Origin of the sequence: Aquicoccus porphyridii (genome assembly GCF_008369105.1) — a bacterium.
GTDB lineage: Bacteria > Pseudomonadota > Alphaproteobacteria > Rhodobacterales > Rhodobacteraceae > Aquicoccus > Aquicoccus porphyridii.
Map to the genome: position 1 here is coordinate 287,394 of NZ_VINQ01000002.1, position 23,213 is coordinate 310,606.

The 23,213-nt window shown below is 66.6% G+C and carries 14 protein-coding genes; 10 read left to right on the forward strand and 4 right to left on the reverse strand.

Going from position 1 to position 23,213, the window contains the following annotated elements; all coding sequences use genetic code 11:
- Positions 1 to 3 precede the first annotated feature (3 nt).
- The 3 genes from FLO80_RS04485 to FLO80_RS04495 form a co-directional block, all read right to left on the reverse strand.
- Positions 4 to 6,456, reverse strand: coding sequence for a type I polyketide synthase (locus FLO80_RS04485; protein WP_111363499.1), 6,453 nt, complete (start codon positions 6,454 to 6,456; stop codon positions 4 to 6).
- Positions 6,457 to 6,578: 122 nt separating this feature from the next.
- A complete protein-coding gene (locus FLO80_RS04490) occupies positions 6,579 to 7,946 on the reverse strand; it encodes an oligosaccharide flippase family protein (protein ID WP_111363497.1) in 1,368 nt (455 codons plus the stop codon).
- Positions 7,943 to 8,800: a glycosyltransferase gene (locus FLO80_RS04495; RefSeq protein WP_111363495.1), complete on the reverse strand. Its 858-nt coding sequence runs from the start codon at positions 8,798 to 8,800 to the stop codon at positions 7,943 to 7,945. Before FLO80_RS04495 ends, FLO80_RS04490 begins: the two co-directional genes overlap by 4 nt.
- 132 nt (positions 8,801 to 8,932) lie before the next feature.
- On the opposite strand from FLO80_RS04495, the gene epsE reads away from it, so the two are divergent.
- Positions 8,933 to 10,123 carry an exopolysaccharide biosynthesis GT4 family glycosyltransferase EpsE gene (epsE, locus tag FLO80_RS04500; protein ID WP_111363493.1) on the forward strand — a complete coding sequence of 397 codons (1,191 nt, stop codon included), beginning with the start codon at positions 8,933 to 8,935 and terminating at the stop codon, positions 10,121 to 10,123.
- A 33-nt stretch (positions 10,124 to 10,156) separates the two neighbouring features.
- Here the strand turns inward: epsE and FLO80_RS04505 are convergent, their stop codons facing one another.
- Positions 10,157 to 13,093, reverse strand: a complete 2,937-nt coding sequence (locus FLO80_RS04505) for a calcium-binding protein (RefSeq protein WP_146611009.1) — start codon at positions 13,091 to 13,093, stop codon at positions 10,157 to 10,159.
- Between the two features lie 59 nt (positions 13,094 to 13,152).
- Here FLO80_RS04505 and FLO80_RS04510 point away from each other — a divergent pair, with 59 nt between their 5' ends.
- From FLO80_RS04510 to FLO80_RS04550, 9 genes are all read left to right on the forward strand, one after another.
- A complete protein-coding gene (locus FLO80_RS04510; RefSeq protein ID WP_281286958.1) occupies positions 13,153 to 13,704 on the forward strand; it encodes a serine O-acetyltransferase in 552 nt (183 codons plus the stop codon).
- Positions 13,705 to 13,965: 261 nt separating this feature from the next.
- Positions 13,966 to 14,880: a LysR family transcriptional regulator gene (locus tag FLO80_RS04515; protein WP_111363490.1), complete on the forward strand. Its 915-nt coding sequence runs from the start codon at positions 13,966 to 13,968 to the stop codon at positions 14,878 to 14,880.
- Positions 14,881 to 14,976: 96 nt separating this feature from the next.
- Entirely contained in the window at positions 14,977 to 15,444 is a 468-nt protein-coding gene (locus tag FLO80_RS04520; protein WP_111363488.1) for a formate dehydrogenase subunit gamma, read from the forward strand.
- Positions 15,441 to 16,961, forward strand: coding sequence for a formate dehydrogenase beta subunit (locus FLO80_RS04525; RefSeq protein WP_111363486.1), 1,521 nt, complete (start codon positions 15,441 to 15,443; stop codon positions 16,959 to 16,961). The genes FLO80_RS04520 and FLO80_RS04525 overlap by 4 nt, the downstream gene beginning before the upstream one ends.
- A gap of 45 nt (positions 16,962 to 17,006) precedes the next feature.
- Positions 17,007 to 19,913 (forward strand): formate dehydrogenase subunit alpha, encoded by a 2,907-nt coding sequence (fdhF, locus tag FLO80_RS04530; protein ID WP_149187064.1) that lies wholly within the window; start codon positions 17,007 to 17,009, stop codon positions 19,911 to 19,913.
- A 5-nt stretch (positions 19,914 to 19,918) separates the two neighbouring features.
- Complete coding sequence (gene fdhD / locus FLO80_RS04535; RefSeq protein WP_246156558.1) at positions 19,919 to 20,746, forward strand: formate dehydrogenase accessory sulfurtransferase FdhD; 828 nt, start codon at positions 19,919 to 19,921, stop codon at positions 20,744 to 20,746.
- The gene (locus FLO80_RS04540) at positions 20,736 to 20,939 is read left to right on the forward strand and encodes a formate dehydrogenase subunit delta (protein ID WP_111363482.1); all 204 of its coding nucleotides are present in this window, start codon (positions 20,736 to 20,738) and stop codon (positions 20,937 to 20,939) included. The genes fdhD and FLO80_RS04540 overlap by 11 nt, the downstream gene beginning before the upstream one ends.
- Before the next feature lie 254 nt (positions 20,940 to 21,193).
- Positions 21,194 to 22,738, forward strand: a complete 1,545-nt coding sequence (locus tag FLO80_RS04545) for a Ppx/GppA family phosphatase (protein ID WP_111363479.1) — start codon at positions 21,194 to 21,196, stop codon at positions 22,736 to 22,738.
- A gap of 244 nt (positions 22,739 to 22,982) precedes the next feature.
- Positions 22,983 to 23,189 (forward strand): cold-shock protein, encoded by a 207-nt coding sequence (locus FLO80_RS04550; protein ID WP_111363477.1) that lies wholly within the window; start codon positions 22,983 to 22,985, stop codon positions 23,187 to 23,189.
- The last annotated feature ends 24 nt before the right edge of the window (positions 23,190 to 23,213 follow it).

Here is a 23,213-nt window from a genome sequence, read left to right on the forward strand (position 1 = left end):
GCCCTATTCCGCCGCATGAGTTCGGGGGGCAAGCGCGGAGACCCGCGATGCCCGCGCCGCCGGGTTCTCGGCATCTTCGATCGCGCGTTTCATCCGCGCCGCCAGAACCCGCACATTGGGTTCGAGCACCATCGAATCGTGATCGCCCGGCACCTCGACCACCTCGATCAGCGGCGCGAACGGGGTCCAGTCGTTGTCATGGGTGACATAGGCGCGTTCGGAATTGACCCAGCGGCCCGCGCCCACCTGCCACTTGCCCACCAGCGGCGGACGGAATAGCGCCACCGGCCCGTCCCACGGCAGCAGGTCATATTGCGCCACCGCCCCGAGAAAGGCCTGTTCGATGGCGCTGTTGTGGAACGCGGTCGGCGCCGCCTCGCTCGCGGCAACCACCGGCGCGCGGCGTTTCACGATCTCCCAGCGGATGCGCCGCGCCAGCCATTTGAACGGGTAAAGCACACCGCCCGATTTCAATTCCTGCAACTGGATGCGCGCCCGATCCCCGGTGCTCAGCGGGCGGCGGCGCGGCAAGGGCGTGTCGAGCATGACCAGCATCGCCACCTCCTCGCCCGCATCGCGCAATTGCTGCGCCATTTCATAGGCGACGATCCCACCGCCCGAAAACCCGCCCAGCAGATACGGCCCCTTGGGTTGCACCATGCGGATCTCAGCCAGGTAATCGCGCGCCGCCTCGGCAATGCTGCCATGCGGTGCGTCCTCGCCATAAAGCCCGCGCGCCTGGAGCCCGTAAAACGGCCGATCCGTGCCCAGAAGATGCGCAAGGTGGCGCAGGTTCAGCACATTGCCGAACATCCCCGCCACGAGGAAGAACGGCCGCCGCGGCCCGCCTTCGCCCTGATGCATCGGCACGATATGGGTGAACCGCCGCTCCGGCGCCCTGGCCTGTTTTTCGGTTGAAGTATCACTTTCTGTTTCGGCTGCAACACCTTCATTTTCAATCATTTTCGCACAGGCGCGGATCGTCGGCGCCTCGAACAGAACCGAGATCGGGAAATCCACGTTCCACGCCTTGCGCACCTGTGCGAAAAGCCGCACCGCGATCAGAGAATGGCCCCCGAGATCAAAGAAATTGTCCTCGGCGCCGACCTTTTCCACCCCCAGAAGCGCACTCCAGAACTGCGCCAGCTTTTCCTCGATCGGGCCTTCGGGGGCGGCATACTCGGTTTCGAGATCGGGCCGTTCGAATGTCTGGCCCTCGCCATCTTCCACGCCCATATCCTCGGCCTGGCGTACCAGGTCGGGCAGGCTCAGCGACGACACCACCACCTGCGCCCGCCCCATCGCCAGCGCGCGCAAAAAGGCGTCGGCCCCCTCGTCGGGGCGAATACCCTGGCCGAGGTTGTGGCGCAGCCGCTCTTCGGCGGGCGACAGCGGACGCTCCCCCCCGGCCTCCGGAAATTCCAGACCGTTCAACGATGGCGCGGCAATGAGCGGCGCATCGGCCTCCATCCGCCGGATCGAAAAATTATGCACCTCGACACAGACATTGCCCTGCAAATCGCAGATCGTGACATCGAAACTCGCGGCCCCCCCCTCGGCGCGGTTCTCGCCTGCGTTGCGCACCCAGCTTACAACCTCGCCCGGCAGCGGGCGATAGACCCGCACCGCGCCATAAGAGACCGGCACCCACAAATGCGTCGGCGCATACCCGTCAATCAACTCCATCGCCCAGCCGGTGGCAAGGTCCATCAAGCCCGGCGACAGGATATAGCCCGGCTCGCGCAGCGCCTCGGGCAGGCGCAACCGCGCCACGCCTTCGTCCACGCCCAGCGCCATCCGCGTCAGCACCCGCCAATGCGCCCCGAAATTCAGATGCGCCTCCTGCGGGCTGCGCAAGGATCGCCCCGGCTCGGCCATGCGCGCATCGCCGAAATGCGCCTCAAGCCCCGCCACGTCGAGTCGCGCAGGCGTCTCCATCGGCAATAGCGCAAGCGTGGCCTCGGCATTGGTCTCGACCCCCGCGCGCCCCTCGATCTCGCGCACCGATTGCACCTTCATCGCATAGCCCGCGTCGCTGCGCGCCAGCGTGACACGCATCTCGCGCGGGGCATGCTCACTCACGTCGAGCGGGCGCAGAAAGTAGAGATCGCGCATCTCGAACGGGCCTGTTTCCCCTTGTGCTTCAAGGGATTGCGCTGCAATCTCAATGTAACCCGTTCCGGGCATGAGCGCCTGGTTGCCGTCCGTGCGATGCTCACCCAGCACCCAATGCGCCGTTGAAAGCTGCGTCTTGAACAGCCGGTTGCCGTCAGGATCGAACGTCGCCACGTCCAGCATCGGTTGCGCCACGGGATGCTCGCTCTGGTCGGGTTCCTCCTGCCCCACGCCCAGCGCCTCGGCGGCCATGCCGACCTCGGCCCAGATGCCCCAGTTGATCGCCACCACCCGCGTCGCGTCGCCCGCACGGGCCTGCGCATAGGCGTTGAGATAGGCATTCGCCGCCACGTAATCGACCTGCCCCGCCGGGGCCGTCACCGTCGACGAGGACGAGAACAGCACGAGGAAATCAAGACTGCCATCCGGGAACAGCCGATCCAGCACCTGAAGCCCGTGAACTTTCGGTGTGAACACGTCCTCGACCACCATCGGCGACTTGCTCAGGATCGGCTCATCCGCGATCACACCCGCCGCGTGGATCACGCCGTTGACCGTGCCGAACCGCATCTGCACCTGCTCCAGCGCGCCGCGCATCTCCTCGACATTCGAGACATCGGCGGCCACCACCATCACCTGCCCGCCAAGGCCTTCGAGACGTTCAACCGCCGCGATCCGCCGCGACGTCGCATCATGCGCGCCGAACCGGCGGATATGATCGTCCCACGCATCGCGCGGCGGCAGGGCCGTGCGCGCCATCAGCACGATCCGCGCGCGATGGTCACGCACCAGCCGCTCGGCCAATGTCAGGCCAATACCCCCGAACCCGCCGGTGACAAGATACACCCCCTCGTCGCGCAAATCGACCGGCGCGGGCCCCTCGGCCATGAGCGCCGCAGGCCTGATCCGCTGCTCGAAACGCCGCGCCCCGCGCAGCGCCGCCACGTGGTTCCCGGGATGCGCGAACAGCTCTTCCAGCACGCGCGCGCCCAGCTCCGACAGGTCGACTTGCCCCCGGCGCGGCGCCTCGGGCAGCATCAGGTCGAGGGTCGAGACGCTCACCCCCGGGAATTCGCGCGGGATCACCCGCACCGGCCCCAGCGCCGTTACCTTCTCGGGGTAATCGAGCCCCTCATTCCTGACCTGTGCTGCACCGGTGGTGAAACAGGCGATATGCACCGCCCCCCATTCGGCCGCCGCCATTGCCTGTGCGAGGAACAAGAGCGCATAGAATCCCTGCTCCTGGTTGCGGTGGAAAAAGCTCGATCCGGGGCGGTGATCCTCGCCACGCGTCACCAGCCAGAAATGCGCAATCCTCGTTGGTTTCCAATCCCTTGCAGACAGTTCTTCAACAAGCGCGTCATAGCCTTCGCGACCCCGTTCCGGCGACAGGACGAACCCGCCCTCGCCATCGCGCCCGAACGTATCGCCCGCCCGCACGGTGATCATGTCCTGCCCCCCCGCGCGCAGCCGCGTCACCGCATCCCGGCCCAGCCCGGTCTCGTCCACGAAGACCAGCCAGCGTTCGGCGGGCGCATCGGCCAGCGTCTCGACATCCACGTCGCAATCGGCGGCCACGGCTTTCCACGCGGGGATATAGCCCCAGTCCTCCATCGCCTCGGCCCGCATGAGGTGCGTCGGCACCGTCTCCTGCGCCTGCGCCTTGCCCGGCTCGATGAAATAGGGCCTGCGCTGGAACGCATAGGTCGGAAGCACCACCCGGTTGCGCCGCGCCGTGCCCCAGATCTGCGACCAGTCGAAATCGCCGCCCATCGCCCAGACCCGGGCCAGTTGCGCGATGAAATACTCGTCGTCGGGCACCGCGTCCTCGGGATGGCGCAGGGCCGAAATGACCTGATCTCGGCGCACGTCCGGGTGCTGCGCGGCCAGCGACGACAACGCCTTGCCCGGCCCCATCTCGACATAGATGCGCGCGGGCTCCGCGCTCAGGTGATCAACGCAATCGGCAAACCGCACCGTGCCGCGCAGATGCGCCACCCAGTAGTCCGGGTCGGTCGCCTGCGCATCGGTCATCGGCTGCCCGGTGCGGTTCGAAATGATCGGAATACGCGGCGCCGACAGCGGGATCGCGCGCAGGTAATCGCCGAACCGCGCAAGGACCGGCTCCAGCATCCGGCTATGGGCGGCGATGTCGATCTGGATGCGCTGGCAGTCGACATCGCGCGCCTCCAGCCGCTTTTGCAGATCGTCAAGCGCGGCCTGCGGCCCCGACGCCACCGAAAGCCCCGGCGCATTCACCGCCGCAAGGTCGAGCACATCGCCCAGTTGCGCCCGCAACTCCTCCGCCGGAAGCGATACCGAAAGCATCCCCCCCGCCTCGACCGTGTCGAACAATTGCCCGCGCAGATGCACGAGCCCAATGCAATCCTCGAAACTCATTACCCCGGCAAGGCAGGCCGCGGTGTTCTCGCCCATCGAATGGCCCAGCAGAACATCCGGCGTAACGCCCCAGCTCATCCACAATTGCGCCAGCGCATATTCGGTGATCATGATCAGCGGCAATTGCACCGAGGGGCGTTGAAGTGCCGCGTTCGCCGCCGCCTCCTGCCCCTCTTCCGGCAGCCACAGCGCCTTGAGGTCATAGTCGAGCCGCGGCCCCAGCACCGCAAGCCCCCGGTCCATCCATTCGGCAAAGACCGGCTCGGTCTCGTAAAGGTCGCGCGCCATACCGGCATATTGCGCGCCCCCACCGGGCAGCAGGAACACGGTCTCGGGCCGGTCGCCCACGACACTGTGCGTGAACACCCGGCGCGGGTCGTTCTGTTCCAGAAGATCGGCGGCCTGTTCCACGCTTTCCGCCACCACGACGCGGCGCTTGTCAAACGCCCGCCGCCCCTCTTTCAAGGTCCATGCCACATCGGCCAGCGGCAGGTCCGGATGCGCCCGCAGATGCGCGGCGAGCCGCGCCGCCCCCTCGTCCAGCGCCGCACCCGAACGCGCCGACAGAACCAGCGGCTGAAACGGCCAGTCGCTCTCTTCGCTGGCCACGCGTTCCGGCGCCTCGTCGAGGATCACATGCGCGTTCGTTCCCCCCACGCCGAGCGAATTGACCCCCGCCCGCCGCGGCCCCTTGCGCCGCGCCCAGGGCATCAGCACATCGTTCACGCGAAACGGCGAATGTTCGAAATCAATCGTCGGGTTCGGGCTCTCATAGCCCAGCGAGGGCGGCATTTCCCGGTGATGCAGCGCCAGCGACGCCTTGATCAGGCTCGCCACCCCGGCGGCCGTGTCGAGATGCCCGATATTGGTCTTGACCGATCCGATCCGGCAGAACCCGGTCTCGTCCGTCGTCTTGCGAAACGCCTCGCTCAGCGCCGCAACCTCGATCGGATCGCCGAGGTAAGTGCCGGTGCCGTGGCATTCGACGTAATCGACCGTATCGGCCGAAACCCCGGCCATCGCCTGCGCCTCGGCCACCGCCGCCGCCTGCCCGTCGACCGACGGGGCGAGATATCCCGCCTTGGCCGCGCCATCGTTGTTGACCGCCGATCCCTTGATCACCGCCCAGATGTGATCGCCATCGCGGATCGCATCCTCAAGCCGGCGCAACACCACCGCCCCCGCGCCCGATCCGAACACCGTGCCCTCAGCGCGCGCATCGAACGCATGGCAATGCCCGTCGGGCGACAGGATCTCACCCTCCTTGAACACGTATCCATGGCCCTGTGGCAACTCGATCGTCACGCCGCCCGCCAGCGCCATATCGCATTCGCCATTGAGCAACGCCTGCGCCGCGTAATGCGTCGCCACCAGCGAGGTGGAGCACGCTGTCTGAAGCGAGATCGACGGCCCCTTGAGGTCGAACACATGGCTGACCCGCGTCGACAGGAAATCCTTGTCATTGCCGGTATGGCGCAACAGGAACATCCCCACCTGGTCAACCAGATCGGGGTTCGAGCAGATGTTGAAATAGAAATAGCTGCCCATCCCGCAGCCCGCGAACACGCCGATCGGCCCGTCGAAATTCTCCGGCATGTGACCGGCGGTCTCGAACGCCTCCCACGCCACTTCGAGGAACTGACGGTGCTGCGGATCGAGGATCGCGCTTTCCTTGGGGCTAAAGCCGAAGAACTCGCCGTCGAAATGCTCGAACCGGTCGAGCGGCGCGGCATGGGGCACGTAATCGGGGCGGCGCAACAGCGCCTCGGGCACACCCGCCGCGCGCAACTCGTCCTCGCTCAATCGCCGGATCGATTCGACGCCCTCGCGCAGGTTGCGCCAATAGTCCTCGATTCCCGGTGCACCGGGCAAATGCGCCGACATGCCCACGATGGCGATGTCATTCTCGCCGGGCAAGATTGAGTCAGGGTGTTGCGTCATAAGAAAAGAACTCGTCCCACGTCCCCACAGGGATCACATGCCATGCAAATGAGGTCACATTTTGACGATATTACAACATTTTAAGCGGGCCCGACAGTCACATTCCCGGCGCCTGCCCCCGATCAGCCCCGGCCCGTCTCTGCCAGCGCCGCGATGGCATCGGCATTGAGCCAGAAGGCCAGCACGATCAGACCCATACCCGCCAGCGCAAACCCCGCATCATGCGGCCGGTCCCACGCGCCCGTCGACCGACTCAGCCAGATCACCACCGGATAGACCGCGACCATCGCCACCCCCTGCCCGATCAGCGCCCCGAAAAGCCCGGCCCATTCCAGCCCGATCAAAAGGGCCGCCACCATCGCCACCGCCTTCGACGCCGCCAGCACGAAAAACCGCTTCGAATCGCCCGCCGCCAGCGCCGCCTGATCATAGGTCAGCGCGATGATCTGCGGCACCTGCATGCAGGCGATCACCACCACCACCGCGCCCGCCATCGCATAGCGCGGATCGTAAAGCAGATCGACGATCCACACCCCACCGAGCGCCAGCACCGCCACCAACCCGAAAAGCGCCCCCGACACCATCAGCCGCATCCGCCGCAGGCGCGCGAAATTCGCCGCACTCTCGCGCGGCGGCCATTCGCGGTAGATCGGGATAAGGATACGCCGCACCAGCATCCCCCCCATCAAGAGCGGGAAGGAGGCGAGGAAGAACCCGATATTGTAGACCCCGAAGAGATCAAGCGCGAGGTACTTGCCGATCATCAGCTTGTCGGCCTGCGTCAGCGCAAACCCCGCCACGGTGCTGAGGAATATCCACTTGCCGAACCCGATCAACTCCCGCGCCGCGCGCGACTCCCAGCGAAAGCGATTGGGCGCACCGGGCAGGAATAGCTGATGCAGGACAAGCTGCGACACCGCGCCCAGCACCCCCGACGCCACCAGCGCCCAGACCGATTGCCACCACCACGCCAGAAGAACCGCCGCGCCGATCCCGATCGCCTGGTTGCCGATATCGAGCAGGGTCAACCGCCCGACCCGCAAATGCCGCTGCGCGCTGTCCATCCGCGTCGGCAGGAACCCCGCCAGAACCAATGTGAGCGCCGAAACCGGCAGCATCAGCGTCAGTTCGGGCAGCTCGTAAAACACCGAAACCGGCCAGGCGATGGCACAGGCCACCGCGAAAAGCCCGAGACCGCGCAAAACCTGGATCGTCCACGCGGTATCGAGGAAATCACGATCATCACCACGTTTCGACTGCATGATCGCGGGCGACACCCCGACATCCGAAAACTGGTTCAGCCCCATCAGGAACACGGAAATCAGCGCCATCGTCCCGAACGCCTCGGGAAACAACAGCCGCGTCAGGATCAGGTTCGACGCCAGCCGCAGAACCTGGCTCGTGCCGAACCCGAAGATGGTCAGCCCCGCACTGCGCGCCGCCCGCGCCACCACGCTCTCACCGCCGAACATCCGCGCCACCCTGCTCATCGCCCGCGACTCCAGCCATCCGCCTTGCGCATCCGCGCCGCCAGCGCCACCCCGGCATAAACCGCAAATGCCGGCGGGTTGCGCAGGAACAGCCCCAGCTTGCCAAGGATGCCCGGCCGCGTGCCCCCCGCATTGCGCGCCAGTTGCGGGAATTGCTCCAGCACCTCGCGCACCCCCGCATCCTGCCGCGCGCGCACCTTCACAAGGTTGCGCCAGCCGGTCACCACCGGCCAGTCATAGGGCGCGGCGACGCCGATCCGTTCTTCGGGGGCAAACAACAGCCGCACGAAGGTGTCATCCGAAATGATGTTCGGAAACTGCGTCCAGCGTCGCCGCCCCGCCGCGTTGACCGCGAAGAACCCGCACCCCGGCACGCCTTGTGCCATGAACGGCACATGCGCATAGCATTGCGCGTAAAGCGCCGACACCATGCTGCCCTCCGCCGTGATCCGCACCTTGCCGCTCACATAGGCCGCGCGCTCCACCCGCAAGGCGCGCGTCACATGGTCGAGCAGCGGCGGCGACACGACAACATCGGCATCGAGATAGGCCCGCGCGTCGAACCGCGCCGCCGCGTCGCCCGCGTTGAGCGCGCCGGGCTTGCCGCCCTTCTCACGCTCCAGCACCTTGAAATTCCAGCCAATGACGCGAAACTCCCCGGCGAACCCGCGCGCCATCTGCGCGGTGTCGTCGGTGCAGCCATTGGCCACGACGATCACCTCGACCGGAATCGGCAACGGGATCGACCCCGACCCGGCCCCGGGCTTCGGGCTTGAGGCCAGAAGCGCACGCAGGCACGGCCCGATCTGCCGCGCCTCGTTGCAGGCGGGGATGATCACGCTCAGCCCCGGCATGGCACGCCCCCGCGCAGACCGGGCTTGCCCTCAAGCGCCCCGTCGGTGCAGGCTCGCGCCACACTGCTCCCGTGCCTTGCCTGTCGCATGTCGTCCTTGGTCAAAGTGAAAGCCCGTTTCGTGTCCAGACCCTTGAAAATCGGCATCCTGATACCCCAGTTCCCGGGTCAAACCCATATCTTCTTTTGGCGCGAGATCCTTGAACTCGAGAAAATGGGCGGCAGTGTGGCGCTTTTCAGCACGAGACCGCCACCTTCGGCCCTGATCGCGCATGACTGGTCCGACGCGGCGATTGCGCGCACCACCTACCTGGTCGACATGGCGCCCGCCAATGCCGCGTTGGCACTGGCCCGCGCGCCGCTTGCCGCGCTCCGGCGCGACCTGCGAGCCGAACCGCGTGCTTTCGCGCGCGACGTTGTGCTGTCATTGCCCGCCGCCCGGCGGCTGGTGCTGGCCTGCCGCGCACGCGGCATCACCCATGTTCACGCCCATTCCTGTGGCCGCGCCGCGCTGATCTGTGCGCTGGCGAACCGCATGTTCGGCCTGTCCTATTCGCTCACCCTGCACGGCGCGCTCGCCGATTACGGCCCCGGCCAGGGCTTCAAATGGCGCCACGCCGCCTTTGGCTGCGCCGTCAGCCGCAGGCTCATTCGCGACCTCAAGGCCACGCTCGGCCCCGACCTGCCCGACGATCTGCACCTGCAACCGATGGGCGTCGATACCGATGTGCTCTCGCGTGATGCCCCCTATCGCCCGCCCGACCCCGGCCAGCCCCTGCAGCTCTTCTCCTGCGGGCGGCTCAACCGGCTCAAGGGCCATCAGGATCTGTTGCAGGCCCTGCGCCACCTGCGCGAGTCCGGCCTCGACGCCCGGCTTGAAATCGCGGGCGAGGATGACAACGGCGGATCGGGTTTTCGCATCGAGTTGCAGGCCGACATCGCCCGGCTGGGCCTTGAGGATCACGTCACGCTTCTGGGCGCCATCGACGCGGGCGCGGTGCGCGACCATCTGCAACAGGCGCATCTTTTCGTGCTGGCCACGTGGCACGAAGCCCTCGGCGTGGCCTACATGGAGGCGATGTCGATGGGCGTGCCCACCATCGGCACCGAGACCGGCGGCGTGCCCGAACTCATCACCAGCGGCCGCGACGGGCTCCTCGTGCCACCCCGCGATCCCGAAACCCTAGCCTGCGCCATCGGTGAGCTTGCCACCGATCCCGCCCGCCTCGCCGCACTGTCCAAGGCCGGGCGCGCCCGCGTGATCGAAAACTTTTCCTCCGCCCGTGGTGCCCGCACCTTGATCGACGCACTCACCGGCACCTGACCCGCCGCGCCGGTCCTTTGCCGGAAAATCGCCTCACCCGGGCAGTTCGAGGCGATACACCCGCCCCGGCTCACCCTCGAACTCCAGCGATTCGATGGACAACAGGCGATGCGTTTCCGCCCCCCGCATCGCCAACAGCCGCCCGCCCTCCATGGCAAACTGATACTCCGCGCGCAGCCCCGGCAACACCGCAAGATCCGCGCCCGCCCCGCCATGCAGGAAATCCCCGCCGCCGCCGCTCACCAGCCGGTCATCCCCCGGCCCCGCGATCAGGATGTCCGCCTTCCCCGTCCCGTTCAGGACCGCGTCCCCCGGCCCGCCACGGATCACCCGCCCGTGCAGAAACGCCCCCGGCGCGCGCCCCTCTTGGCCCGTGCCCCGCGCATTGTGCGCCATCAACACATCCCAGCGCGGATTGTCATCCTGCAAATGCCGCAACGCCCCCCAGCTTCCGAACCGGCTCGGCGGGGCAACATCCACGAACGCGTTGAAAAGCTGCCCACCCTGCGCCTCCCACGCCTCCAGCACCTCGGCATAAAGCGCCGCCATCTCGTCCGAATAATTGAACACCCTGAAAAACCCGGTCAATTCCTCGTCGCCGCTGGCCCCGCCATGCGCGACCGCATGGGTGCCCCCCTCGTACATCACCAAATCGAACCCGTGCCGCCGCGCCACCCCCCGATGATAGGGCCAGAGCGTGCCGGTCACCTCGGCCAGCGATCCCTCGCGCACCGCACGGGCTGCCCGCGCAATCGCCGCGTCGAACCGCACCGGCGCGATCGCCGCCTCCAGCGCCTTGCGTCGCAGCCCTTCGCTGCGCGGCCCGGCCTCGGCGGCCTCGCGGCTCTCGGCGATCCAGCGGCGCAGATCATCAAGCCGCCCCTCCTCGCCCTCGTTGCCCAGCTCGAACCCGAAATAGCCCGACACCGCGTAGGCATCGAAATGCGCCGCCGGGCTGAACCCGCTCGCCCCCTGTTCTTCCATCCACAAGGGCGCGCGCAACAGCGGCTCTTCCAACCCCATCCAGCCGGTATGCACCGCCACCACCCGCCTGAGCCGCGCCGCATCCTCGCCCGAAAACACCCCGCCCCAGACTCGCATCACCTCGGCCGCGCGCATCCCGGTGAACTGCATCCACGCATCATCCCCCGCCGCCTCGCCCCAGCGTTCGCGCGCCTGCCGCACCGCCCATTGCGCCTGTGGAAAGCCAAGGTTCCACATCTCGTTGGAATACTCGACCCAGACATGCAGCCGCGGGTCGAGCCGGTCATGCACCGCCTCGGCGAACCGCTCGACATAATCGTCATCCGCCATATGCGGCATGTTGAACCACGGATCGGCCCCCACGAGATTGGCCAGATCGACCATCACCTCGACCGGCACCCCGCGCCAGACATAGCTGAAATCGCCCGTGCGCGGCGCCATCTCCCATGACGTGACGGGTGAATCGTTGGTGAACATCCAGTCCATGAAGCGCAGGTTACGCAGATCGGCAATGCGCGCGATCCAGTCGGGGTTGAACGTGACCCCCAGATCATGCAGCACGACCTGGTCTTCGCGCACAACCTCGATATCGCGGATGTGATCGCCCGTGCCCTCCGGGTCGGTCTCGGTGATCGCAATCGAAACCAGCCCCTCACCCGGCGCATACAGAAACCACGCCTCGTTCTGGCCATGCTCCACCCGACGCGCCCGTCCGCCCAGCTCCAGCCGCCCCGCGCCTTGCCAGCGCACGCGGTAGCGCCCGGCCAGATCGCTGGCCGCCTCGGGCTGATCGGTCAGGATGAAACTCTCGATACGGTCCACCCCCGGCGGGATGCGCCGGGGCCAGCCGTTTTGGTCGAGATATCCCTCGTCCGCCAGTCGCGCCGCATCCCACGCGCCCCAGTCATCGCCCTCGTGGCCCAGCCATGGCCGCGCCGTCTTCATCAGGTCGACAAAGGGATGCTGCGTCGACCAGTCGGCAATCCCGTTGAGCCCCATCGCCAGCGCCGGATCGGCCAGCCCGACGCCTTGCGCCCCGGCCTGCCCGTCGGCCTGCGTCGCCGCGCCCGCCTGCTGCACCGCCCCGGCCCCGGCCTCCTCCTGCCCCCCGACCAGTTCGGAAATCCGCGCCACCAGCGCGGGCCAATCCTCGCGCACCTCCGCCGGGATCGTGTCGGGCAAATCCATGTCGCCCGGCGCCGCCTCGCCATAAAGCGCCCGATAGGTCACGGCGGCGGCCAGCAGATAGGTCACCGGCGTCCCGTGCGGCGCATTGTCGGAATAGAACACCTCCGCCCCCAAACCATCGAGCGGCGGCGCGCTCATCAGGTCCGACAACACCCGCGCCACCGGGATCAGGACGATGGGCTGTTCGGGGCGCTCCCGGCGCAGGGTCGCGGCGAAATCCTCGTACCACTGATGATACTCGCCCATGTTGAACGCATGATAGCGCCCCAGTGCCCGCCGCGAGGGCGGAAACCCGCGCGAAAACGTCCCCATATCGGCCCAGCCTTCGTAAAGGTAAAGCGGCGTGCCCCGCACTTGCGCGTCAATGAGTTCCAGCATCGCGGAAAGCGGCGAGGCCCCATCGGGATTGTCCCCGTCATAGGGCCGATCCGGGGACTGGTACTGGATGAAATTCGCCGGGTTGACCACGATCGCATCAAACCCCGCTGGATCGAACGCCCCCCCGCGCCACGCCCGCGCCACCCGCCGGAACGACCAGTTCGCCGCCGGCCCCGCGGCCACGAAATCGCGCAGGAATCCCCACTGCCCGCTCGCCGCGAACTCATGCCCCCCCGCCTGTGCCATCGCGGCCAGCCAATGCGGCACGGCGGTCTCATCCGTGTCGCTCAGGTGGTGAATGAGCGAATTGCCGAAGAAATGCACCCGCCGCTCCTCGCCCCGCACCATCCCCGCCGCCAGCAGGGCAACCAGCAGGCCAAGCCACGCCGCGCGCGCCCAACAGACCCCAGACCACCGCATCGTCACCTCCCTGCACAAGTTGGCATGACTGTTGCGGTTTTGCGCTTTTCTTGCAAGGCTTGCGCCCGAACGAAAGGGTCGCATCCGGCCCGGATTTCGCCAGGAAAGGCAAGGCGATGCAGCCATCCGCCGAAGATCGGGACGTTTCGGCCCAGCACCCCGACTGGAGCCGCGAAACGGTCCAGCGATTCTGGGACCCCGGGCGCAAACTCCTGCGCGCCATCCGCCGCTATGAGGCGGCGCGCGCACGCGGCGGCATGATGGGCCGCGCGGCCTCGAAATACTGGGTCGCGGTGCATTGGTTCTGGTCGCTCATCACTCAATCCGAAATTCATCTCGGCACTGAGATCGGCGGCGGCCTGCGCCTCACGCACCCGACCGGCATCATCATCCATCCCGAGGCCCGGATCGGCGTGAACTGCATGATCTTTCACCAGGTCACGCTGGCCGGGCCGGTGGTGCTGGGTGGCCATGTCGATGTCGGCGCGGGGGCCAAGATCATCGGCCCGCTCACCGTCGGCGATCACGCCCGGATCGGCGCCAACGCGGTGGTGACGCGCGACGTGCCCGCCGGGGCCACCGTGGCGGGCATCCCCGCGCGGGAGATCTAGGATGGATCGCGGAAGATCAGATTCGACCGAGGCCCAGCAAGAGGGCATCACACGGCCGCGGTCGGGTGCTCGCAACATCCGCGCAGGGCAGTTTATCCCGCAACGTCTTCCCCGGCCCGAAGCGGCGCGCACCCCATCGAAAGCACCCGGCCGGGGGGCGGCCGTGTGCTGCCCGGGCGGTTCTGCCGCTGTTCCGGGCGAGGGTGAACGCAACCAAACACAACGCGCCCTGCCTGCCCCTCCCAACCGGACCCACCCGTCATGATCGACAAGCTCGAAATGTTCATCGCGCTCGCCAAGGAAGAGCATTTCGGCCGTGCCGCCGCCAGCCTCGGCATCACCCAGCCCTCGCTCTCGGCGGGCATCAAGCAGCTCGAAGAGCAACTCGGCGTGCAGCTCGTCTTTCGCGGCTCTCGCTATGGCGGGCTCACCCCCGAAGGCCAGACCGCGCTCGACTGGGCGCGCAAGATCGTCTCGGACACGCGCCAGTTGCGCGAGGAAATGCGCGCCACCCGGCATGGCCTCTCGGGGCAGTTGCGCATTGCCGTCATTCCCACCGCGCTCACCTGGGCCGCGCGCCTCTCGGCCCGGTTTGCCGAGAAACACCCCAACGTGCGCTTCACCATCCTGTCGCGCACCTCGGTCGAGATCCTCTCGATGCTCGAAAACCTCGATATCGACGCGGGCCTTTCCTATCTCGACAACGAACCCATGGGCCGGGTCAGCAGCGTGCCGCTCTACGAGGAAACCTACATGCTGGTCTGCAACGAGGCCTCGCCCTTTGCCACCCGCGACGCGGTGGAATGGGGCGCGCTGGATGGCCAGAACCTCTGCCTTCTGACCCCCGACATGCAGAACCGCCGCATCATCAACGGCAATCTCGCCAGCGCCGGGATCACCCCGCAGGCGATGGTCGAGTCAAATTCAACCGTGGTGCTGGTCGCGCATGTCGTCTCGGGCGACTGGCTCACCGTGCTGCCCGGCGACATCGCGCGTTTCCTCGCGGGCGGCAAACCGCTGCGCCTCGTTCCGCTCATCACGCCCGATACCGGCCGGGCACAGGGCCATGCCGTGGGCCTCATCGCCCCCTATCGCGAGCCGCATACACCGGTTCTCTCAGCACTTCTCGACGAAGCACGCCGCATTTCGGAGGTGAAGGGTCGTTTGCGCTCATAATAGGCTTAGACTATCGTTTAACGAAATACCGATATTGATTTCTGAACGCAAAATCCGCATGACTCGCGCCCGAAGACCCCATTTTCGAGGCCAGCCATGACCAACAGCCCGCCCACCGACGAGATCATCGCGATCATCGACGCGCACAAGGCGCTCGAAGGCCCGCTCCTGCCGATCCTGCACGCCCTGCAAGACACGTTCGACCACATCCCGCAGGCCGCCGGGCCACTCATCTGCGACGCCCTCAACATCAGCCGCGCGGAACTGCATGGCGTGATCAGCTTCTATCACGATTTCCGCGACGCCCCCGCCGGGCGGCACGTCCTCAAGATCTGCCGCGCCGAGGCGTGCCAGGCCGTGGGCGGCAAGGCACTGGCCGAGGAAACGCTGGCCAAACTCGGGCTCGACTGGCACGGCACCACGCCGGGCGGCGCGGTCACGATCGAGCCGGTCTATTGCCTCGGGCTCTGTGCCTGCGCCCCCGCCGCGATGGTCGATGACCGGGTGATCGGCCGCATGGACAGCGCGAAAATGCAAACCCTTCTCGAAAAGGTGGGCGCATGAAACTCTACATCCCCCTCGACAGCGCCGCCAAGGCGCTCGGCGTCGACGAGGTGGCCGCCGCGCTCGCATCCGAGGCCGAGAAACAGGGCATCGAGATCGACATCATCCGCACCGGCTCGCGCGGCATGATCTGGCTCGAACCGCTGGTCGAGATCGAACAGGACGGCATCCGCATCGGCTTTGGCCCCGCCACGCCCGAAGACGCCGCCGCGATCCTTGCGGGCAACAGCGACAAGGCGCTCGGCCCGGTGGAAGAGCTCGACTGGATGAAACGCCAGGATCGCCTCACCTTCGCCCGTGTCGGCGTGATCGACCCGCTCGATCTGGCCGATTACGAGGCCCATGGTGGCCTCAACGGCCTGCGCCGGGCGCTCGGAATGACCGGGCAGGAGATCGTCGACGAGGTGAAAACCTCCGGCCTGCGCGGCCGCGGCGGCGCGGGCTTCCCGACCGGCATCAAGTGGCAGACCGTGCATGACGCCGACGCCCCGCAGAAATACATCGTCTGCAACGCCGACGAGGGCGACAGCGGCACGTTCGCCGACCGCATGATCATGGAGGGCGACCCCTTCACCCTGATCGAGGGCATGGCCATCGCGGGCCTCGCCGTGGGCGCGACCAAGGGCTATGTCTACCTGCGCTCGGAATATCCCGACGCCATCGCCATCATGTCCCGCGCGGTTGAAATCGCCCGCGCCAAGGGGCTCTTGGGCGCCGACGTGCTCGGCTCGGGCCGTGCCTTCGACATGGAAATCCGCAAGGGTGCGGGCGCCTATGTCTGTGGCGAGGAAACCTCGCTCCTCAATTCGCTCGAAGGCAAGCGCGGCATCGTGCGCGCCAAGCCGCCCCTGCCCGCGCTCGAAGGCTTCCTCGCGCGACCGACCGTGGTCAACAACGTGATCAGCCTCGCCACCGTGCCGGTGATCTTCGAGAAGGGCGCGCAAGCCTATGCCGATTTCGGGCTCGGTCGCTCGCGCGGCACCGTGACCCTGCAGATCGCCGGGAACGTGGCGCGCGGCGGGCTCTTCGAGACCGCGTTCGGCATCACCCTCGGCGAGGTGGTGAACGATCTCGGCGGCGGCTCCGCCACCGGCCGCCCGGTGAAGGCGGCACAGGTCGGCGGGCCGCTCGGTGCCTACCTGCCCGTGTCGAAATTCGACGCCCCGCTGGGCTATGAAGAGCTTGACGCCGAGGGCGGCCTGCTCGGCCATGCCGGGATCGTGATTTTCGATGACAGCGCGGATATGCTAGAAATGGCCCGCTTCGCGATGGAATTCTGCGCGGTTGAGTCCTGCGGGAAATGCACACCCTGCCGGATCGGCGCGGTGCGCGGGGTCGAAACCATCGACCGCATCGCCCAAGGCGACGCCGATGCCCTGCCCCTCCTGACCGATCTGTGCGAGGTGATGAAAGACGGCTCGCTCTGCGCGCTCGGCGGTTTCACCCCCTTGCCGGTGATGTCCGCCGTCTCCCATTTCCCCGACGATTTCGCGCATGGCCGCGCGGCGGCCGAGTGACATGATTTCTCGCAGAGAACTCCTTGGTCCAGAAGGAACAAGACCATGAAAGACTTCATCATCCCCGACGACCGCGACATGGGCACCCCCGCGCGCGAGGGCGCGCCCGTCACCCTCACCATCGACGGGTTCGACGTGACCGTGCCCGAGGGCACCTCCGTGATGCGCGCCGCCGCCGAAGCAGGCATTTCCGTGCCGAAACTCTGCGCCACCGACAGCGTCGAGGCGTTCGGCTCCTGCCGCCTCTGCGTGGTCGAGATCGAGGGCCGCCGCGGCACGCCCTCCTCCTGCACCACGCCGGTCGCACCCGGCATGGTCGTGCATACCGGCTCCTCGAAGGTGCGCAAGATCCGCCGCGGCGTGATGGAGCTCTACATCTCGGATCACCCGCTCGACTGCCTGACCTGCTCGGCCAATGGCGATTGCGAATTGCAGGACATGGCCGGCGCCGTCGGCCTGCGCGACGTGCGCTATACCGCCCCCGAGGGCGCCCCGCTCGACAACCATTTCGAGGCCCGCGACACCTCGGGCGAAAACCACCGCTATCTGCCCAAGGACGACTCCAACCCCTATTTCACCTATGACCCGTCGAAATGCATCGTCTGCTCGCGCTGCGTGCGCGCCTGCGAAGAGGTGCAGGGCACCTTCGCCCTCACCATTGAGGGCCGCGGCTTTGACAGCCGTGTGAGCGCGGGCAACATCTTCGACGATTTCCTCTCCTCCGACTGCGTAAGCTGCGGCGCCTGCGTGCAGGCCTGCCCCACCGCCACGTTGCAGGAAAAATCGGTGATTGAACTGGGCACCCCCGAACGCTCGGTCGTCACCACCTGCGCCTATTGCGGCGTCGGCTGTTCGTTCAAGGCCGAGATGCAGGGCGACACGCTGGTGCGCATGGTGCCATGGAAGCAGGGCAAGGCCAATCGCGGCCATTCCTGCGTCAAGGGCCGCTTCGCCTATGGCTATGCCCACCACCAGGACCGCATCCTCAACCCTATGATCCGCGACCGCATCACCGACCCATGGCGCGAGGTTTCGTGGGACGAGGCGCTTTCCTTCGCCGCCACCCGCCTGCGCGCCCTGCAGGAAAAGCACGGCCAGAAAAGCATCGGCGTCATCACGTCGAGCCGCTGCACCAACGAGGAAACCTACCTCGTGCAGAAACTCACCCGCGCCGTCTTCATGAACAACAACACCGACACCTGTGCCCGGGTCTGCCATTCGCCCACCGGCTACGGGCTGGGCCAGACCTTCGGCACCTCCGCGGGCACACAGGATTTCGACAGCGTCGAAAAGACCGACGTGGTGATCGTGATCGGCGCCAACCCCACCGATGGCCACCCGGTCTTTGCCAGCCGCCTCAAGAAACGCCTGCGCGCGGGCGCGAAACTCATCGTGATCGACCCGCGCCGCATCGACCTTGTGAAATCGGCCCATGTCGAGGCCGCGCATCACCTGCCGCTGCGCCCCGGCACCAATGTCGCCGTGGTCACCGCGCTGGCCCATGTGATCGTCACCGAGAAACTCTATGACGAGGAGTTCATCCGCACCCGCTGCGACTGGGACGAGTTCCAGGCCTATGCCGAATTCGTCGCCGATCCGCGCCACAGCCCCGAGGCGACCGAGGAACTGACCCGCGTGCCCGCCGCCGACCTGCGCGAAGCCGCGCGGCTCTTTGCCACCGGCGGCAACGGCGCGATCTATTATGGCCTCGGCGTCACCGAACATTCCCAAGGCTCGACCACCGTGATGGGCATTGCCAACCTCGCCATGCTCACCGGCAATATCGGCCGCCCCGGCGTCGGCGTAAACCCGCTGCGCGGCCAGAACAACGTGCAGGGCTCCTGCGACATGGGCTCCTTCCCGCACGAACTGCCCGGCTATCGCCATGTGAAACTCCCCGAGGTGCGCAAGATCTTCGAGGACGCATGGGGCGTCACCATCGACCCCGAACCGGGCCTGCGCATCCCCAACATGCTCGACGCCGCCGTCGATGGCACCTTCAAGGGACTTTATTGCCAGGGCGAGGACATCCTGCAATCCGACCCGGATACGAAACACGTCGCCGCCGGTCTCGCCGCGATGGAATGCGTCATCGTGCATGACCTCTTTCTCAACGAGACGGCGAATTACGCGCATGTCTTCCTGCCCGGCTCGACCTTCCTTGAAAAGGACGGCACCTTCACCAACGCCGAACGCCGCATCAACCGCGTGCGCAAGGTCATGGCACCCCTGAACGGCTATGCCGATTGGGAGATCACCCAGATGCTGGCCAACGCCATGCTGAAAGAATCGGGGGGCGCCAACTGGACCTATACCCACCCCAGCCAGATCATGGACGAGATCGCGGCCACCACCCCCAGCTTCGCGGGCGTCACCTACGGGATGCTCGACGAGAAAGGCTCGGTGCAATGGCCCTGCAACGAGGATCACCCCGACGGCACGCCGCTCATGCATGTCGATGAATTCATGCGCGGCAAGGGGCGGTTCATCGTCACCGAATACGTGGCCACGGACGAAAAGACCGGCCCGCGCTTCCCGCTCCTGCTCACCACGGGCCGGGTTCTGTCGCAATATAACGTCGGCGCACAGACACGGCGCACCGCCAACTCCGTCTGGCATGGCGAGGACGTGCTCGAAATCCACCCCCACGACGCCGAGAACCGCGGGCTGAACGAAGGCGACTGGGTCAAGCTGGCCTCGCGCTCGGGTGAAACCGCGCTGCGCGCCCATGTCACCGAACGGGTGGCGCCGGGCGTGGTCTATACCACCTTCCACCACCCCGACACGCAGGCCAATGTCGTGACCACCGATTTCTCGGACTGGGCCACCAACTGCCCGGAGTACAAGGTGACGGCGGTGCAGGTCTCGGCCTCGAACGGGCCTTCCGAGTGGCAGGAGGACTATGCCGCACAGGCCGAAATGGCCCGCCGCATCCTGCCCGCCGCCGAGTGATCGCCATGACCCGCCTGCCCCCCATCGCCATGTCGCATCCGGGCCTGTCGCTGCGCCCCGATGGCGCGGTGCGCGTGCATCGCACCCTGCCCGAGGAAACGGCGGTCGCGATGGTCTATGACGGCACCACGCAGGCGGTGATGATGGCCACCCCCGCCAATATCGGGGATTTCGCGTTGGGCTTCTCGCTGGGCGAAGGCATCGTCACCGACCCCGCCCAGATCGAGGAGATCGAGATCGCGCCGCAGGAGAACGGCATCGAGGCGCGGATGTGGCTGCACGCCGACCGGCGCGCGGCACTCGACGCGCGCCGCCGTTTCATGGCCGGGCCGGTGGGCTGTGGCCTTTGCGGCATCGACAGCCTCGCCGAGGCCACCCGCCCCCTGCCCGCCGTCTCCGGCGACACCTTGCGCCTCACCCGGGCCGAGGTCGCCGCCGCGTCCGACGCGCTGCGCGCCCATCAGCCGCTGCATGACCAGACCCATGCCAGCCACGCGGCGGGCTTTCTCATCCCCGGTCAGGGCATCGTCATGGCGCGCGAGGACGTGGGCCGCCACAACGCCCTCGACAAGCTCATCGGCGCACTGGCCCGCGCGGGGATCGCCCCGTCAACCGGCGCCTTCGTGCTGACCTCGCGGCTCTCGGTCGAACTGGTGCAGAAATGCGCCATCGCGGGCGGCCCCGCGCTCATCGCCGTCTCGGCCCCCACCGCCCATGCCCTGCGCCTCGCCGAAGGTGCCGGCATCACGCTCGCCGCCTTTGCCCGCGGCGGCGGCTTCGACGTCTATTCCCATCCCCATCGCATCACATCCGAGGTCACAGATGTCGCCTGAGAAAATGGTTCACATGGCCAACCAGATCGCCACCTTCTTCAAGAGCCAGCCGGGCGAGGATCAGGCCGAGCGCGTCGCGGGCCATTTGCGCGATTTCTGGGAGCCGCGGATGCGCGACCAGCTCAAGGCGCATGTCGCCGCGGGCGGCGACGGGCTCGACGATCTGGTGATCAAAGCGGCGCAGCAGGTCTGAGCCGCCCCGTCGGGGCCGGGCGTGCACCACGGCACCGCGCGCCCGGTTAACCGGGTTCGTGAACAAAACCTTGCCAAACACCCGGCAGCCGGGCAGCAGCCGGGCGACAGCCGGATGTCACCCCCCAGTTTTGCGCCCCCCACGGCCCGTTAACCCCACCGCGCGGTGCGGCAATGATGCGCAAACCCGTCACCGCCGTTGACCCTTGCGGACACCCTTGCCATAACAGGCTCAAATGGCCCCCGGGGAACTGCATGGACATGGAAAACCAGGCAACGCCAACCGACTGGGGGCCATTCGGTCGCCCGCTTTTCGATGACCCCTCGGCCCGCGCCCTCTCGCGCGTCGGCGTGGTCGATGTCGGCTCCAACTCGGTCCGGCTCGTCGTCTTCGACGGCGCCGCCCGCTCACCGGCCTATTTTTTCAACGAAAAAATCATGTGCGCCCTCGGCGAGGGCCTCGGCGAAACCGGCCGCCTGAACCCGCAAGGCCGGGTGCGCGCGCTCTCGGCCATCCGCCGGTTCCAGCGCCTCGGCGAAGGCATGGGCACCGGCCCGCTCACCGCGGTGGCCACCGCCGCCGTGCGCGACGCCGCCGACGGCGAGGAATTCACCGCACTGGTCGAAGAGCAGACCGGCCTCAAACTGCATGTCATCGACGGTCTCGAAGAGGCCCGCCTCTCGGCCCAGGGCGTGCTCCTCGGCTGGCCCGGCTCCTACGGCCTCGTCTGCGACATCGGCGGCGCCTCGATGGAATTGGCCGAGATCAATGGCGGCAAGGTCGGGCGCCGCGTCAGCTCGCAACTGGGCCCGCTCAGGCTCAAGGGGATGAAGGGCGGCAAGAAGGCGCGCAAGGCCCATATTCAAAGCGTTCTCAAGGATTTGCACGAACATATGGGCGACCAGCACAATCGCCTTTTCCTGGTCGGCGGCTCATGGCGCGCCATCGCCCGGATCGACATGGACCGCCAGGGCTACCCGCTCCACGTGCTGCATGAATACCGGATGAGCCGCAAGGCGGTCTCTGCCACCGCCAAGTATATCGCCCAGAACGACCCCGAGGAACTGCGCGTGCGCTGTGGCGTCTCGACCCAGCGCATGGCGCTTGTCCCCATCGCCGCCGAGGTGCTCAAGGAAGTGGTCAAGACCTTCGGCCCCCGCGACATCGCGATCTCGTCCTATGGCATCCGCGAGGGCATGTTGTTCGAACAGATGCCGCCGAAACTGCGCGACCGCGACCCGCTGATCGAAGCCTGTCACTTTGCCGAATCCAAGGATGCCCGCCTGCCCGGTTTCGGCCGCACGCTTTACGATTTCATAAACCCTTTGTTCAAACATGCCCCGCAAGAACGCCTCCGCCTGATCAAGGCCGCCTGCCTTTTGCATGATGTGACGTGGCGTGCGCATCCCGACTACCGGGCGGAGTTGTGTTTCGACAACGCCACCCGCGCCAATCTCGGCGGGCTCAAGCATTCCGAGCGCGTCTTTCTCGGTCTCGCCCTGCTGCACCGCTATTCCAACTCGCGCAAGGGCAGCCGCTTCGAACCGCTTTTCGACCTGATCCCCGAGAACGAGCAAAGGATCGCCGAGGTGGTCGGCAAGGCAATGCGTTTCGGCGCGATGCTCTGGCTCAAGAAAGACGCCGAACTCGGGCATCTGCGGCTCTATCCCAAGAAGAAACTGCTCGAACTCACGCTTTCCCCCGAAGCCGCACCGCTGTTCGGAGAGGTGGCCGAGGCCCGTTTCCAATCGCTTGCCGCCGCGCTCGGGGCCACGCCGCTGGTGAACAAGAAACCCTGAAAAATCAGCGCCTTGACAGGTCATTTCCGCCCAGGAAATCGACGGGAATACGCGCATTCAACATGGCATACCGTACAAATGTCATGAAATTTTCTCTTGATTTTTGGTCGACATCGTCCAATATTTTTCCTGCGACGTTACCACTATCGACCACTGCTCCTTCACCGGCCAGTCACTCGATTTTGTACTGACTGAGCGATCCTGCCGCAATCCCGCGCGCAGACATATTGAAGGAGAAGAGACGATGGCAAATGGCACCGTCAAATGGTTCAACACCACCAAAGGCTACGGCTTCATCGCACCGGAATCGGGCGGCAAGGACGTATTCGTTCACATCTCGGCGGTCGAGCGTTCGGGCCTCACCGGCCTCGCCGATGACCAGAAAGTGACCTATGACGTCGAAGCCGGCCGTGACGGCCGCGAATCGGCGGTGAATATCTCACTGGCCTGAGCCTGCGATTTCACGATTTTTTCG